Here is a 15410-nt window from a genome sequence, read left to right as displayed (position 1 = left end):
CTCTGCTATCGTTCAAGATTACATTAGCTTACAGCTTTGTAAGACTTGAAAAGAATCCGGACGGTCGTTCCCAGCCCGGCAGTGGATTCAAGCTTCACATCATGGCCCAGCTTTTCACAGATTTGCTTCACCAGATAGAGTCCCATTCCCGTCGACTCCTGGAACTGCCTCCCGTTCTCCCCGGTGAAATAGGGATCGAAGACACGCGGCAGATCGCTTTCGGCTATGCCTACCCCTTCATCGCGTATTTCCAGAACTGTTCCTTCCGTGCCGGAAAATCCCCGAAAATAAAGATGACGGTTGTCCTGTGCCGTATAACGGACAGCATTCGTAATGAGCTGATTGATGACAAAGGACAGCCACTTGTCATCCGAGGCGACTGCAAGCTTCCCCTCGATATGAATGACCGGAAAAATACGCCGGCGGATAAACAAGCGTTTCTGGCTGCTGGCCGCCGCACGCACGACGGCTTCCAGATCAAGCTGCTCCACGTAAAAATCATGCTCGAACATGTCCAGACGGGCAGTGTACAGGACCATCTCAAGACCTTTTTTGAGCTTGTCCATCTCGTCGCCGATGGCTGTAAAACGGGGCTCATCCTCGTTTTGGATCATCAAGTGAATGACCGACACCGGCGTTTTCATTTGGTGAACCCATTGGTTGATGAATTGAATATGATCCTCAATCCGCTGCTTATACTGCAGCAGATCCGTTTGGTAGTGCCGGAATTGGCTCTTGAGCAGAGCCTGCAGGCTTTCAGTCAGAGGGGTTTGATGGCGGGCTTTGAACAAATCTTCATTCGAGGCGAGCGGCTGCTCGAGCCGCTCATAGAAACTGCGGTTTGTGATATACCGGAAAGCCAGGTAGCCAATCAGCATGCAGGTGCCCAGCAGGGCGGCATATAAGCTGACGGCCGTATGACGGTAACCGTCCAGCCAATAGATAAAACCGATAACAAGCAGCTGCGAGAAATACAAATAGATAAAGGGCAGCTGCTCGCGGAAGAATAGCTTCATGCCTTACTCACTCCCCCAGTTCGGGTAAAGCCGATACCCCTGGCCGCGAATCGTCTGAAGCGAATCGTGAATATTCAGAGCCGTTAGCTTCTTGCGGACACGGTTCACATATACATTCAACGTATTATCGTCCACAAAAGTTTGCTCATCCCATATTTTGTCCAGCAGCCGGTCCCGGCTCACTACTTTCTCCGCTTTCTTCATCAGCTCATCCATGATCTTCGCTTCCGTATGGCTGAGCTCGATTTTCACATCATGCAGGGAAAGCAGCAGCCGCTCCACATCCAGCGTAAGTCCGGCAACGGAAATGGTCCGCTCGTTAGCAGCAATGGCATAGGAGCCGTAAGCCCGGCGAAGCAGACTACGGATCTTGGCGGTTGCGAGTTCATAATCGAAGGGCTTGGTAATATAGTCGTCCGCGCCGTTCTCCAGGGCCATCACCTGATCCATCTTGCTCTCGCGGGCGGAGATGAACAGAATGGGACATGTCGAGCTGCTGCGGATCTGCCTGCACCAATAGTAACCGTCGAATTTGGGCAAATTCACATCCATCAGCACAAGATGCGGCTCGAACTGTTCGAATTCAGCCAGAACCGCTTCAAAATTCATAACGGCCCTGGTCTCGTAACCGAAATTATGCAAATGCTCCTGCAGCAAGCCCACCAGTCCCTTGTCATCCTCAACAATAAATAACTTGAACATCGGCATTCTCCATTCTCTGGGGCGATCCTTTTGGGTAAAATCCTTATGTCATCTTCCCGTCTTTATTGACATCCAGGCATGCCTGCGCACGCGGAGGCCAACTATTCACGGGTATCCAATCAAGCTCTGCACATTGCCGCCAGCTTGTTTACGGTTTGCCAGTTGCGGGTCGTTGCGGTCACCTTGAGCTTCTTCTCGAGAAAGGCATTGGAGAATTGGGTAGTTCCGTAGTTGGTGCGGCACCAGAGGTAAACTTCCTTTCCCTGGACGCGGAGCTCGTCGGTCCCGTTCTGGAAGGAAAGCAAATTCTGAGTGGACTCTGCAGCCGGTTCATTAGCAAGAAACGCAATATACAGCTTCCCCTCGTCGTCATTGCCGTAGGAGGCAAATGGATTGCGGCCGATGACCTCGTCCAGCTCTTCCATGGTACGCACGATCACCGGCACATCGAATGAGAGCGAGTCCGCAAGCTTGTTCCCGATCTCTTCGGATAGCAGCTTCGTCTGCTTCTTTTGAGCCTGGAAGACCACATTTCCGCTTTGGATATAGGTTTGCACCTTCTGGACAGGCATGGATTCCATAATGCTTTTCAGTACATCCATCTTAATCTGTTTCTTCCCGACATTAATGCCGCGCAGCAAAGCAATATAAGTGGTCACGCGCATTCCCCTTCCCTGCAAGCTTTTCATATGCAAAATCGTAACACGTTCCCGTTCATGGAAACAAGCCTGCATCCGTATGGCCTTTCTTCACCCCTTAAAAACAGCCCCGGCATAACAAGAGCCTCTGGTCGACTGGACCAAAGGCTCTTGAGGGCAAGAATTTGCTTTTCTTATTGGGTTAATCCAGATTCAAATCGGTCACAGCCCCCGTCGAAGCGGAGGAAACAAGGCGTGCGTACTTGGCCAGAACGCCTGTGGTGAATCTGGGTATGGGCCTGGTCCAGGTCAGTGCGCGTCGTTCCAATTCCTCGTTGGAAACCGCAAACGAAATCTCCCGGGTTTCGCTGTCGATTGTAATCATATCCCCATCCCGCAATAAACCGATGGGGCCGCCAACCTGGGCCTCGGGAGAGACATGCCCGACTACGAAACCGTGCGAGCCACCGGAGAACCTGCCGTCTGTCATCAGGGCTACTTCCCCTCCCAGTCCTTTCCCAACGATCATGGCTGTTACAGAGAGCATCTCCGGCATGCCGGGGCCTCCCTTGGGACCGACATAACGGATGACCACGACGTCCCCCTTCAGTATTTCATCATTCATAATGGCCTGCGTCGTCTCTTCTTCGCTGTCAAACACGCGCGCAGGTCCGGAGAAGCGGAGATTCTTCAGTCCCGACATCTTGGCTACGGCACCCTCGGGAGCCAGATTGCCCCGGAGTACGACGAGCGGACCGCTCGGCTTAAGCGGATTATCGAAAGGCCGGATGACGGCTTGTCCGTCAGCCAATGGCCGGGCATCCGCCAAATTCTCAGCCAGGGTTCTTCCCGTGACAGTCAAACAATCGCCATGGAGCAGTCCTTCAGCCAGCAGCAGCTTCATGACGCCGGCGACACCGCCCACGTCATTGAGATCCTGCATGACATATTTGCCGCTTGGCTTCAAATCCGCCAGATGCGGCACCTTCAAGCGGATGCGCTCAAAGTCGTCAAGCTTCAAATCGACCCCGACGGAATGTGCCATTGCAATCAAATGCAGGAAGGCATTCGTCGAGCCGCCAAGCGCCATCACGACCGTGATCGCATTCTCAAAAGCTTTTTTGGTCATGATATCGCGCGGACGGATATTCTTCTCCAGCAGCTTGAGCACCGCTTTGCCCGCTTCCGCGCATTCCAGAGCTTTATCGGGCGAAATCGCGGGCGTGGAAGACGACCCGGGCAGGCTCATACCCATGGCTTCGACAGCGGATGCCATTGTATTGGCGGTATACATGCCCCCGCAAGCGCCAGGACCCGGGCATACCCGGCATTCCACCTGATGCAGCTGCTCATCGTTGATTTGACCGTTCTGATGCTGTCCTACCGCTTCAAAAGCCGTAACGATATCGACGTCTTTGCCGTCAAGCTTGCCGGGCTGAATCGTCCCCCCGTATACATAGACGGCAGGCAAATTCATGCGCCCGATCGCCATGAGGCACGCCGGGGTATTCTTGTCGCAGCCTCCGATGGCAACCAGCGCGTCAAAACGCTCCGCCTGGGTCACAATTTCAATGGAATCGGCAATCACTTCCCGGCTGGGCAGCGAGAACAGCATCCCCTCATGCCCCATCGATATTCCGTCTGATACGGTGATCGTATTAAAGATCAACGGAGCGCCGCCGTGGGCCTGTACGCCCTTCTTGGCTTCCCTGGCCAAATGGTCGATATGCATATTGCAGGGCGTCACTTCACTCCAGGTGCTGGCAACGCCGATCATCGGCTTTTTGAAATCGTCATCATTAAATCCCACAGCACGGAGCATCGCACGGTTTGGAACCCGGTTGACGCCTTCGCTGATCACGATGCTGCGAATCCTCAGATCCTGATTATCCGCCATTTTTCCACCACTCCTTCTCCATTGCCTGTATATCCGTTATTCCTTCATTAATACTGCCGCTAACATTCTGCCCTTCGCCGAAAAAAGTATACCGTTTCCCGATGCTATTCTCCGCTTCCATAAGATAATATAAAGTAATGGCACATTTTTCAAACCGGGAGGATAAGCCAATGGATCGATTTCTTGATGTCAAACAGGCGGCAGCCTTCACGGCCTACTCTCCGCCGCATCTGTTCGCTCTTCTTATTTTCGGCCTGGCCGTTATCCTGCTGTACCTGTTCCGCCGCTGGCTTCAGAAGGGCAGCCGGAGCCGGAACGGCCGGTATTTCCTGGCGGCTGTATTAGTGATCTGCGAAGCATCGCTGAATATCTGGTATACCGCGGAAGCCGTTTATCAGGTGAAAAGCTCTCTGCCGCTTGAGCTGTGCAGCATCACCTTGTATCTGTGCATCCTGATGCTGCTGACCCGGAGCCGCATGCTTTTTCAAATCGCATATTTTACGGGAATCGGCGGAGCCATTCAGGCCTTGCTTACGCCGGCGCTTGATTACGGCTACCCCCATTTTCGCTTCATTGAATTTTTCACCGCCCATATTGCCATTATTCTGGCCGTTCTCTATATGGTATGGGTTGAGCGTTTCCGGCCGACACTGAAATCCATAGGGCTTACCATGATCGTTCTGAATGCTCTGCTTGTTGTTGTCCTGTTCGTTAATGCCGCAACCGGGGGGAATTACATGTTTCTCTCCAGAAAGCCCGATTCCGCGTCGCTCCTCGATTTCCTTGGCCCCTATCCCTGGTACCTGCTTTCGCTGGAGGTCGTGGCTTTGGTGCTGTTCCTACTTCTATATCTGCCTTTCATTGCCATACCTTCTCACGGCAGGAAGAAGCATTCCTCCGAGAAATAGGCAATTCTACAGCAGAAGCCTGCTCGTCGATTCGGCAATCATCAGAATCTGCTCCATTATCTCTTCTTCCGGGGGCTGCAGATCATTTTTGAGCCAATACGTAAATACGCCGATAGCCCCGCCAATTATCCAGTTGATATAAAGCTCGGGGTTTACCTTGGTATTAACCGTGGCTGCTTTCCGGTAGCTGTTGTACATGGCCTGGTAGATGCGCTCATGGAACCTGGTTGCGAAATCCGGGACCCCCTGCGTCAGGAGCATGACTTTATAGAAAGGTGCATTATCCTTGATATGCCTGACTGACAGCTGGACGGCAAGGAACAAATCCGTCGGGGATGGAGCCGAAATGGCGGACATTTGATCGATTATTGCCGCATATTCGTTCAGAGTTCCGTCCATTACCTCTGACAGCAGCTCCTCTTTGGAGGAGAAATGATCATAAAAAGTGACCCGGTTGATACCGGCACGATCGGCAATTTCCTTTGTTTTCAGCTCATGAAAGCCTTTTTCCATCATCAAGCCCAGCAGGGCTTCTATTAGCAGCGCGCGCGTCCGCATAACGCGGATATCCGGATAAACACTCCCGTGCTTCAACATTCAATAACCACCCGTAAACATTAATTGACAGATTTCCGGCTTCTGTCGTAAAAACGACTGAATCGCTTGTTGTGTCATTGACCATTTGAAAGCTGTTGCTATCATTATAGATAACACCCTTAACACAAACAACTTTTGAATTCGAAGGGATGGGATTTAGATGAAACTTCAATCCAAATCAGCCGTCATCACTGGCGCAGGGTCAGGAATGGGACGGGCCATGGCGCTTTTGTTTGCCCAGGAGGGGGCCAGCGTCATTGTCGCTGATGTGAACGGCGATGCGGTTGACAGCGTTGTGCAGGAAATTACGGCTGCAGGCGGCAAAGCTGTCGGGGTCATATCCAATGTGTCCAAGGAAGAGGATGTACAGCGGATGATCGATCAGGCAGTGGACAGCTTCGGTTCTCTCGATATTCTGGTAAACAACGCAGGGATTATGGACAATATGGTTGCTGCCGGAAATTTGACGGACGAGCTGTGGAACCGTGTCCTCGATATTAACCTGACCGGCCCGATGAGAGCGATCCGCAAGGCGCTGCCCATCATGATCAAGCAAGGCAAAGGGGTCATCGTCAATACGGCCTCAATCGGCGGGCTGTTTGGTTCACGAGCGGGACTCGCTTATACAGCCTCCAAGCACGGCGTTGTCGGTCTGACCAAAAACGTCGGCTTCCAATATGCCAAGGCCGGAATCCGCTGCAACGCCATTGCTCCCGGTTCTGTCGCAACCAACATCGGCACCACCATGCAAACCCCGGATCCTTACGGTATGGAAAACGCCATGGCCGGTATGGGCCTGAACCGGGCCGAGCCGGCTGATCCCGCTCAAATTGCCCGTGTCGCCCTGTTCCTCGCCTCCGATGATGCCAGCTACATTAACGGCACCGTGGTGACTGCGGACGCTGGCTGGACCGCTTACTAAGCTTGTAAAGCTTCTAAATAACGAACAAAAACACCTCTTGCAAAAGAGGTGTTTTTGCATTTACAAAAGCCAGCCGTCAAGTCTGGTGCTCGTCAGCCTTCTTCCAGATATTTGACCATTTCGGGTGTGAGCCTGACTTCTGCCGCCTGCAGAGCCTCTTCAATCTGGGTCTGGGTATGGCTGCCGATGACAGGAATAACCGGGAATGGCTGGCTGATCAGATAAGCAAGGGCAATGGCGGATACCGGAACCGACAGCTGCCCGGACAGCTCCAGCGCTCTCGCGAGTCTGCCCAAATTGATCTCGTTATAGTAGGTTTTTTTTGTGGAATCCCGCAGAGACTCTCCGCCGCCTGCCGCCATCTTTGAAAAAAAACCTTTGGCCTGCGACGTGAAGGCGAAAAGAGCCATTTCCGATCGCTTGTGAAAATTCAGCTCCGCCCTGTCCATAACCACCATCGTGCGGTCGCCAATAGCCTCCTCATTGACTTCCGCGAGGCTCCATTGAATTTGACTGGCAAAAAAAGCTTGAATTCCTTTATCCTTCGCATAGGCATTAGCTTCCTCTATACGGTCGGAACGCCAGTTGGAGCAGCCAAAATAACGGATTTTGCCCTCCCGCACAAGCTGGTTCAAGGTTTCCAAAATTTCGCCGGCCGGTCTGTTCCGATCATCCCGGTGCAGCCAGTACAGATCAATCTCATCGACGCCGAGAGCGGCCAGGCTCTCATCCAGATCGGAAACAATATCCCGTGGCGACAGCCTGGATATGTTCATGGTCGACAGATCGGGATGGGCGCCCTTGGTGGAGATCTGAATTTGCTGCCGCTTGCCGGAGGCTTTCAGCCAGGCTCCGACCGTTTTCTCGCTCATCCCGTGACCGTCAGGCAGCCAGTCCGCATAGACACGGGCGCTGTCCACCACGCTGCCTCCGCCATCAACAAACTGGTCAAGCAGGCGGAAGGACTGCTCCCGGGATACAGCCGTTCCATAATCCGCCGTGCCCAGCGCGACAGGAAGCAGGGAGAGCTCGGTACCCTTGATTGTGATTCGGCTCATTCGTGGTTCCTCCTATTCGATTCCATATCTCTCGTTGATGATCTTCCTGTGATGGAGCTCATGACCGGCAATGATATAAGCCAATGCGAGAACATTGATTTCCTTCCCGTTGAGAATCCCCCTTCTGGACGGGGCATCCTCGGACAACCCCTTCAGCAGACATAAAGTGGACCGCCGCACCAGACTGTATTCCTCCATTAATTCAGACAATAGAAGCGAATCAAAATTTGCTGCCTCCACGTAATCGTCCTGTTCGAAGCCGGGGAGCGGCGTCTTGTCTCCTCTGGCAATCCGCAGCAGCCGGTAGCTCATGATTCTTTCGGTGTCCGAGATGTGGCCGATGACTTCTTTCAGACTCCATTTACCCGGCGCATATCTGAAACTCCCCTGATCCTCAGACAAATTCCTGAACTGCTCCAGCGTTTCCTCCAGCTGCTGTTCAAGAATTTTCGTGACGCTGCCATCCGGCACTAAGCCTATGTACGTACCATAATAGGGGTCATAATCTTGCTTTGATAACCGATAAGACATAAGGGCTTTCGCATCCTTCCATATTGGGATCCCAGCAAAAAACAATATTCGATGTATCCACTATAAACCTATCGCAAGGAATTCAAAAGCAATTTCATTAAAAAGGACCGGGGATCATGCAGATCCCCGAGTCCCTTCCCTCCATGAATACCCTTGTTCACAATCTGGATCGGCGGTGCCGCCTGTGATGGTCCGCTCAGGTCACGATAGCCGTAACAATATTAATAACAAGCGTCAAGCTGCCCAGACCGATATTTACCCATCCCAGCACATGTGCGATTTTATGCTCCTTTTGCAGCTTGTCCTTGGCCTGCTTTCTTCCATCGAAGCGAAGAATCAAGTAACCCGAGCCAATAAAAGTCAAAATAATAAAATTGACATACCCCACATTTTGAAGCAATTCATCACCTCATTTGATAAAAATCAGCTTGCCTTCATCCCGACCCTCCGCATCCGCACCTGGCATTGAATATCGACGGACAAGGTCTTGAAGGTCTCCGTCCATTTCTCATCCGTCCGGATATTGCGATTCCAGTAACCCGGCATCTTCGCCCGAAACTGTTCGCCAAAGCCGAATATATCCGACCCTGCTGCCTGCAATTCTTTAACGAATTCCGTGGTTCCCTTCACAGTCATGGAAGCCGAGGTGACAGCAAGCTCCTCCAGGCTCGCCTGTTTGTCGATTCTGGAGTTCTCGTTCGCATTCTCCTCAATTACCTCTTCCAGGAGCACATGCACCTGCACATGCGGCTTTCCATCCTTCACAGATACCTGCGTTCTGGTTCTTCGCTGCGTGGCTCTGATCATAATCATGTCCTGGCTCCCCTCTCGCCTTGGAATAAAGGCTGTATAACCTCCCCGCTTCCTGCCGGTCAAAGCCATATAAAACCCGATTTCAAGCGGCTTGGTGCTTCCAACCATTTTATCCGCTTTAAAATAGGCAAGTCCGGCAACTTCAATGCTTCCTTCCCTGTTCATATTGAGCAGCGGCAGGATCGGCTCTACCCCTTTGCTCGTACTCTTGCTCCAGAATATCCCGATAAATTCATTAGGGTATTTGCCCATCTCCACAGCATGATCAAACATGGCCAGCAAATACAGCGCAGGAACCCTTTCCAGCTGCGGAGCCGCCCTTACCACCTTCTCGGCTCTGCCTTTGGATATACTGAGCCATGCGAGTCTTCGCACCTCCGCATTTCTTCTCAGATAATCATTCAAATTCTCAAGTCCCACGCGTGCTACCTTCTCGGATACGATAATGACGCGAAGATGGCCAAGGAACAGCTTATCCGCCAGCTGTTGCTGCAGCACACTCATGGCATCATCCAAGGTATGTCCGCTTGCCGACAAGATCCAGACCGGCTTCTGCGAAGCCCCGGACCCCCCGCCTCCTTCGTTGCTTGGCCCCAGCGGAATACGTCCCGGCACAGCGATTTGCGCAGTAAGCTGGTACCCGATGCCCTCCGGCTCCGGAATGGAGTCCTTGACATGCGCCACCTCCGGTTCCTCCTCCTCCCCTTGAGGAGTTGCAACATCAATCGCTATAGCGAGCACAACTGCCCGCTCTTCGATTTCCAGGCGGTCCCAGCAGCCCGTCAGCAAAGGAACGAAGATGCTCACAAGCAGAAGTGAGCTACAGGTTCTTTTGATGGTCTGAACCGACATTTTCTTCGCCCCTTTTCTTGCGGATCATGGCCAGTATCAATAGCAGACACGGATACCCGATCGTAAGGATGAGTCCGGTTTGGCCAACAATATCAATAAAATCATACATTTGCAGCACGCTTTGCGGCAGCATGGCGCTCAGAAAGATAAATGGCAGCAGAAAATAAGAGAACATCTTGTGATCGCGGAGTCGGAACATTTGCGTAATGGATTTTATCGTCAAATAATAGGTCGAGAACAGCGTCGTGAAAACCGCGGTTACCCAGACAGCCAAAAATGCCGCATCCAGTCTTTCCAGGATATTGGCGGGAAGAGCAGTCGTTTTGGCCAGCTCCAGTGTTGGCCACATCAATACTTTTATTTCTTCAGGACCGAATACGGCAACTGCCGCAATTACAATCAGCAGATATAACACGCCAGATATTCCCCATCCCCATAGCATCGAAACATAGGCTCTTTTGGGGGAACGCATGAAGGGAATAATCAATGTGATGACGAAGGAACACTGGAACAGCGCCGCAATCGTCAGCAGGCCGCTGAATATCTGATGGTGCTCGTTTCCCCATATCGGAAGCAGGTTTAAGGCAAAACCATTTTTGAGCGAAAAAATAACGATGGCAATTCCCGGAACGAACATGAAAGGCAAATAGAACAGATGGACGCTGGTAAATGTGGCGATATCCGTTCTTACAATCACCGCTGCCAGCAGCAGCATCATGATCACCGTCACTTCCAGCGGAGTGCGCTTCAATACGGAGGTCACGACCACCTCTCCAAACTCGCGCGAGGCCAGAGCGGTCAGGATGGAGAAGAAAACGACGAGTGCCATATTGATAATGAAGGCAAGCCATCTGCCTATAATATCTTCACTGTATTGAATCAACGACTTTCTGGGAAAACGTACGCCAAGCACGGTTGTCAGTATCAATCCGACTAATCCGATAAGAGCTCCGATAAGCGTAAACAATGGAGCTCCCGAATCCATGGCATTAACGGACAGACGGGGCAGTTCAAGCACACCGACCCCAATGATGGTGCTAGCGATAACCGCTGCCGCCTGAACCATCGTTATCTGACGAGCTTCCATCCTGATTCCCTCCTTCCTCCGATTCGGTATTCTGCATCGGATCAAGCACATTGGATTGCTGTTCATGGTTGGGCTGCGACTTCTCCCCTACCCGGGTCGGATCAGGAGAATGGAGCATCGCGGGCCTCAGCTTCATCGACCAGATCGGAGCACGCGTAACCAAATCCTTGAAGCCTTGCATATCAACCGGAACTGCCGGGCTCATATACGGAACACCAAAGGACTTCAGGGAAAGCATATGATTCCCGATCACGATCAAGCCGATTACGACGCCATACAAACCAAACATACCGGCCATGACGATAAGCGGAAACCGCAGCATGCGCAGCGCGAAGGCTGAGTTATAGGCGGGCGTTGCGAACGATCCGATTGTCGTCAGCGCGATAACGACAACGGTAATCGGGCTTGCGAATCCGGCCGCAACCGCCGCTTGGCCAATAACAAGCACGCCTACGATGGATAATGCACCCCCGACCTGCTGCGGCAGCCTGATGGTAGCTTCCCGCAGCACCTCCATGGAGATCTCGACAATAAGCACCTCAAAAAAAGACGGGAACGGCACTCCCGCTCTCCCCCCGGCTACGGCAACGGCGAACTCCGTAGGAATCAGTTCGGGATTGAAGGAGATGATGGCAACATATAACGATGGAAATATGAGAGAAAAAACCAAGGCTATGACACGCACCACCCTGATGAAGCTGCCCTGCAGAAAACGCGATGTATAATCCTCGGTTACCTGGTAGAACTGGTTGAACACCGCCGGCACTATAAGCGCGAAGGGCGTTCCGTCCACCAGAATGGAAACCCTTCCTTCCAGCAGATTGGCAACGACTTTATCGGGCTTCTCGGTATTCTGCACCTGAGGGAACGGGGACAGATAGTTGTCTTCGATGAACTGCTCCAAATAGCCGGCATCCATAATTCCATCGATATCGATATTGGACAGCCGCTTTTCCACTTCCTGAACCAGCTCCGGATTTACAATCCCGTCCAGATACGTAATCGCGACATCGGTTTTGGTCACCCGTCCAAGCGTAATCACCTTTACCCGCAAATCCGGGGTCATCAGCCGGTACCGGATCAAGCCCAGGTTGTCGTCCAGATGTTCGATGAAGCCTTCTCTGGGACCTTGAATCACCTGCTCGGTCGGCGGCTGCTCGATCGCTCTCTTGCCAATATCCCGGCAGCCCATAATAAGCACTTCATCCAGACCGTCTATGGCAAGGACCGTTGATCCTCTTGAGATGCCATCCACCAGCTCGCTGATCTTGGAGGTCGTCTTGATGGGACTGTAAGTCAGCGTCTGCCGCTTAATCATGTCCGCAAGCTGTTTGGGGGTTTTGCGTTCCTCCTCTGGCGTCTCCACAATCCTCATCAAAGGCCGCAGCACGTCCTCATTGATTTGCGTTTTATCGGCCAAACTGAAGTAATAGAACAAAACCGCCGGATAATGGCCGTGAATATCGAATTCACGGATAATGAAGTCATCGCTGTCTTTAAGCAATTCCTGCAAGAAAAGAACCGTTTCATCAATTGACCGATGAGTTGGCTCATCCCCCAGCTTCTCCATAATCTTGTTGGGCGTCTCTATTTTCCTTCTCGACTGATCAGACCTTTGGATATGATTTGACTTTTGCTTGGATCTATTAATCATGGATCTCCAGACGGACATATCCGTTCCCCCTCACATACCGGAATAGAAAGCTTGCTCATCATCGATATTCTTCTCCCTGATAGGCTTCCATTTATTTCATTCGATTATGCATGCGGGCCTGTAACGGGTACGCAGGAAGCGGCGGCCAAAGTCATCTGCTGGCGGCAGAAGCAGGTTTCTTCGCTTATGCCTGACAGAAATTTATAGGGGTGAAGCCCATAACGCTGTGAGGCAGAAAAAAAAGCCAACCGGAAACCGCCGGTTGGCTTGATCAGACAAAAGACTGCCTCGCGGCAGTCCGTTATATATTCGTATTCATTTGGCATAAGCTTTCTGGTGAAATGAAATGATATAGCGGAATAAAGCTTCTCCATCAACAGGCAGACCGCTGCCAGGCTCAAACCAGTTGAACATGGCCCTGTATGGCTCAGGGACCCATCTGTATTGATGGACATAATCCGTTAAGGTAAATCCGCATTTCTCCCAAAAGCGGATCCGGCTGGCGTTTACGGCCGTCTCATCCGCTTCCGCCTCAATAACGATTCCCTCCAGAGCCTGCTCCTCCTGCGCCCAGCGGGAAATGGCCCGGACGAAGTCCGCCCCCGCACCTTGACCCCGCAGGTCTTCCCGAACGGCAAGATAATCGATAACCAGCACCCTGCCGTCATCGCTTCTGGCAGATATCGCCATAGCGGCCGCTTTCTGGTTAATCGACCCGATGTGCAGAAAACACAAATGCTTGTCGAACATCCGCTTGATCACCGCATCCGATTTCCGGCCTTCCTGCGCAAAAGCTCCGTGATAAATCCGCAGCGCCTCTGGCCATAACGGATGGTGCAAATCAGCTGATGTTATCATAATCAAATGGCTCGTACCGGCACCCCCTGCTGTGTTGGAGCTCCTTGCTCCTATTGAAGGAGAAGAACTATTTTCCCAGTGACATGTCTTTGCGATAATCGGGTCAGCGCTTCCGGCACCTGCTCCAGCGAGATAATCTCACTGACCATCGATTTGATCTTCTTCTCCAGCATCAAGGCCATAAACTCGTCCGCCATGGCTGCCAGATCCTCCTCGGCCTCCCGGCTTCCAGATCCATGGGCCCCGCTTAACATGATTTTGTGCAGCGTGAACGTCTTGGAGGAGGGCTGAAAATCCGCTACGGTTTCCGGAGCCCCCGCGATGCAGGCTAATTGCCCGCCGAACTTCAAAGCGGACAGATCCTCCTGCGCGGTTGCTCGGTTGACGGAATTCAGGATCAGATCCACGCCGCCTCCGTCAGTAAGCTCTCTGATCCGGCTGTACGTATCCTCCTTATTATAATCAATTCCGACATCGGCACCAAGCGCCCTCACATGCTCCATGCTTTTCTGGGAAGCCGTTGTCAGGATCAATGATGCTCCGGCCAGCTTGGCAAGCTGAATGGCATATCCGCCTACGCCTCCTCCGCCGGCATGAATCAGGATCGATTGACCCGCTTGCATATGCATTTTGCGAAATAACACCTGATAAGCGGTCAGGCCAGCGCATGGAAAAGCCGCAGCCTCGACGAAGGAGACGCCTTCAGGAATTCTCGCAGCCGTATGTGCGGTGGTCACGCTGAATTCAGCATATCCGCCCGGTTTGGTAAAATCGCCATGATAAACAACGCGGTCGCCAATCTGCCACTTCGTCACGCCATCCCCAAGCTCCACGACTTCGCCCGCAACATCCACACCCGGGACAAAAGGGTACACCCATGCGGGATGGCCGTTCAAAGCGAGCTTGTAATCAACCGGATTCAATCCGGCCGCGATTACCTTGACCCGGATTTCACCCGGTCCGGCCGCCGGAACCGGCAGCTCCGTCATTTCCAGGGATTCCGGCTTTCCCGGTCTGTTCCATACAAGTGCTTTCATAACGGTTACCTCCTGTGTGTTTTGCGCAGTAAAACCCTGGCTTCGCCAGCAGAAAAGCTTGAGTTTTACGCCGCAAAACCTGCTTCTTTCAGATACAATGCTATTCTGCCCATAATTCATATAACTAAGGAAAAAACAGGACCGGATAAGAGCCCTGTTTCCATTGTATAGGTAATTGCTCAGCATTGTCTATTCGGAAGCGGCAGGACCTTGCATTTACATTCTATAAGGTAAAAAAAAGACCCGCTCGGTAACCGAGCGGGCCTATGTATAGCCGTAAGCTGACAATTAGGGGATATACTGCTGAACGATGCGGACAACCTTCCCGTCCTTAATCGTCAAATGATAAGGAAAAGCGCTCAAATCCACGATATGCTTATCTCCAAAAATGGCATTAAACTTCTCGAGCGGGATTGCCTGATTAAAGACGGGCTGAAGATCTTCAAGCACACCATCCTGATCATAAATCTGCATCTCTACCTGTGCGTCTGGATCGATCTCGACCGCTCTGGTTTGATTATCGGAATTGACAATATAATAGCCATCCGGCGCGCCGTCCATTCCGGAATCCGGTTCATTCTCTAGAAAGGCCTCATCGGCGGCGGCACCCTCAAACCACTGAATATCGTCAACTGTCAGATACAGCTTGCCCTCCTTGTGATCAATATGATTGATAAAAGCGGTCACCGTTTCAGCTGACTGCCCGGCTGGCGCGCTTTCTCCCTTGCCTACGGCATTTGCACTTGGGATGGAAAATGCCAGAACGACTGCTATTACGGCTGTACATAACGATAATTTTTTCATACTTAAGCCACTCCCTATCAAGGACATCTGGTTATA

At 52.0% G+C, this 15410-nt stretch carries 16 protein-coding genes; 2 read left to right on the top strand and 14 right to left on the bottom strand.

What is annotated here, in order from left to right; all coding sequences use genetic code 11:
* Positions 1–23: 23 nt before the first annotated feature.
* The 4 genes from AC0YOB_RS15365 to ilvD form a co-directional block, all read right to left on the bottom strand.
* Entirely contained in the window at positions 24–1016 is a 993-nt protein-coding gene (locus AC0YOB_RS15365; protein ID WP_475793509.1) for a sensor histidine kinase, read from the bottom strand.
* Between the two features lie 3 nt (positions 1017–1019).
* The gene (locus AC0YOB_RS15360) at positions 1020–1718 is read right to left on the bottom strand and encodes a response regulator transcription factor (RefSeq protein WP_210039780.1); all 699 of its coding nucleotides are present in this window, start codon (positions 1716–1718) and stop codon (positions 1020–1022) included.
* 119 nt (positions 1719–1837) lie between these two features.
* Positions 1838–2383, bottom strand: coding sequence for a DUF1697 domain-containing protein (locus AC0YOB_RS15355; protein WP_475793508.1), 546 nt, complete (start codon positions 2381–2383; stop codon positions 1838–1840).
* 175 nt (positions 2384–2558) lie between these two features.
* Entirely contained in the window at positions 2559–4253 is a 1695-nt protein-coding gene (gene ilvD, locus AC0YOB_RS15350) for a dihydroxy-acid dehydratase (RefSeq protein WP_475793507.1), read from the bottom strand.
* Between the two features lie 170 nt (positions 4254–4423).
* On the opposite strand from ilvD, the gene AC0YOB_RS15345 reads away from it, so the two are divergent.
* On the top strand, positions 4424–5161 hold the full coding sequence (locus AC0YOB_RS15345; RefSeq protein WP_475793506.1) for a YwaF family protein: 738 nt from the start codon (positions 4424–4426) through the stop codon (positions 5159–5161).
* A 6-nt stretch (positions 5162–5167) separates the two neighbouring features.
* Here AC0YOB_RS15345 and AC0YOB_RS15340 read toward each other — a convergent pair whose 3' ends face one another.
* Positions 5168–5758: a TetR/AcrR family transcriptional regulator gene (locus AC0YOB_RS15340; protein WP_475793505.1), complete on the bottom strand. Its 591-nt coding sequence runs from the start codon at positions 5756–5758 to the stop codon at positions 5168–5170.
* Positions 5759–5918: 160 nt separating this feature from the next.
* Here AC0YOB_RS15340 and AC0YOB_RS15335 point away from each other — a divergent pair, with 160 nt between their 5' ends.
* Positions 5919–6680 carry an SDR family oxidoreductase gene (locus AC0YOB_RS15335; protein ID WP_475793504.1) on the top strand — a complete coding sequence of 254 codons (762 nt, stop codon included), beginning with the start codon at positions 5919–5921 and terminating at the stop codon, positions 6678–6680.
* Between the two features lie 92 nt (positions 6681–6772).
* Here AC0YOB_RS15335 and AC0YOB_RS15330 read toward each other — a convergent pair whose 3' ends face one another.
* The 9 genes from AC0YOB_RS15330 to AC0YOB_RS15290 all read right to left on the bottom strand — a co-directional run bounded on the left by AC0YOB_RS15330 (position 6773) and on the right by AC0YOB_RS15290 (position 15374).
* Positions 6773–7738, bottom strand: coding sequence for an aldo/keto reductase (locus AC0YOB_RS15330; RefSeq protein WP_475793503.1), 966 nt, complete (start codon positions 7736–7738; stop codon positions 6773–6775).
* Positions 7739–7750: 12 nt separating this feature from the next.
* Positions 7751–8269 carry a DinB family protein gene (locus AC0YOB_RS15325; protein WP_475793502.1) on the bottom strand — a complete coding sequence of 173 codons (519 nt, stop codon included), beginning with the start codon at positions 8267–8269 and terminating at the stop codon, positions 7751–7753.
* A gap of 196 nt (positions 8270–8465) precedes the next feature.
* On the bottom strand, positions 8466–8669 hold the full coding sequence (locus AC0YOB_RS15320) for a CLC_0170 family protein (RefSeq protein ID WP_210039772.1): 204 nt from the start codon (positions 8667–8669) through the stop codon (positions 8466–8468).
* 23 nt (positions 8670–8692) lie between these two features.
* Positions 8693–9934 (bottom strand): Ger(x)C family spore germination protein, encoded by a 1242-nt coding sequence (locus AC0YOB_RS15315; RefSeq protein WP_475793501.1) that lies wholly within the window; start codon positions 9932–9934, stop codon positions 8693–8695.
* On the bottom strand, positions 9903–11021 hold the full coding sequence (locus AC0YOB_RS15310; protein WP_475793500.1) for a GerAB/ArcD/ProY family transporter: 1119 nt from the start codon (positions 11019–11021) through the stop codon (positions 9903–9905). The genes AC0YOB_RS15315 and AC0YOB_RS15310 overlap by 32 nt, the downstream gene beginning before the upstream one ends.
* A complete protein-coding gene (locus tag AC0YOB_RS15305) occupies positions 10972–12693 on the bottom strand; it encodes a spore germination protein (protein ID WP_475793499.1) in 1722 nt (573 codons plus the stop codon). The genes AC0YOB_RS15310 and AC0YOB_RS15305 overlap by 50 nt, the downstream gene beginning before the upstream one ends.
* 297 nt (positions 12694–12990) lie before the next feature.
* The gene (locus tag AC0YOB_RS15300) at positions 12991–13533 is read right to left on the bottom strand and encodes a GNAT family N-acetyltransferase (protein ID WP_475793498.1); all 543 of its coding nucleotides are present in this window, start codon (positions 13531–13533) and stop codon (positions 12991–12993) included.
* 50 nt (positions 13534–13583) lie between these two features.
* On the bottom strand, positions 13584–14570 hold the full coding sequence (locus AC0YOB_RS15295) for a zinc-binding dehydrogenase (protein ID WP_475793497.1): 987 nt from the start codon (positions 14568–14570) through the stop codon (positions 13584–13586).
* A gap of 288 nt (positions 14571–14858) precedes the next feature.
* Entirely contained in the window at positions 14859–15374 is a 516-nt protein-coding gene (locus AC0YOB_RS15290; protein WP_475793496.1) for a hypothetical protein, read from the bottom strand.
* Positions 15375–15410 lie beyond the last annotated feature (36 nt).

This window comes from Paenibacillus sp. JT31N17, from assembly GCF_056269255.1.
This window is presented reverse-complemented; position numbering and strand designations above follow the sequence as displayed.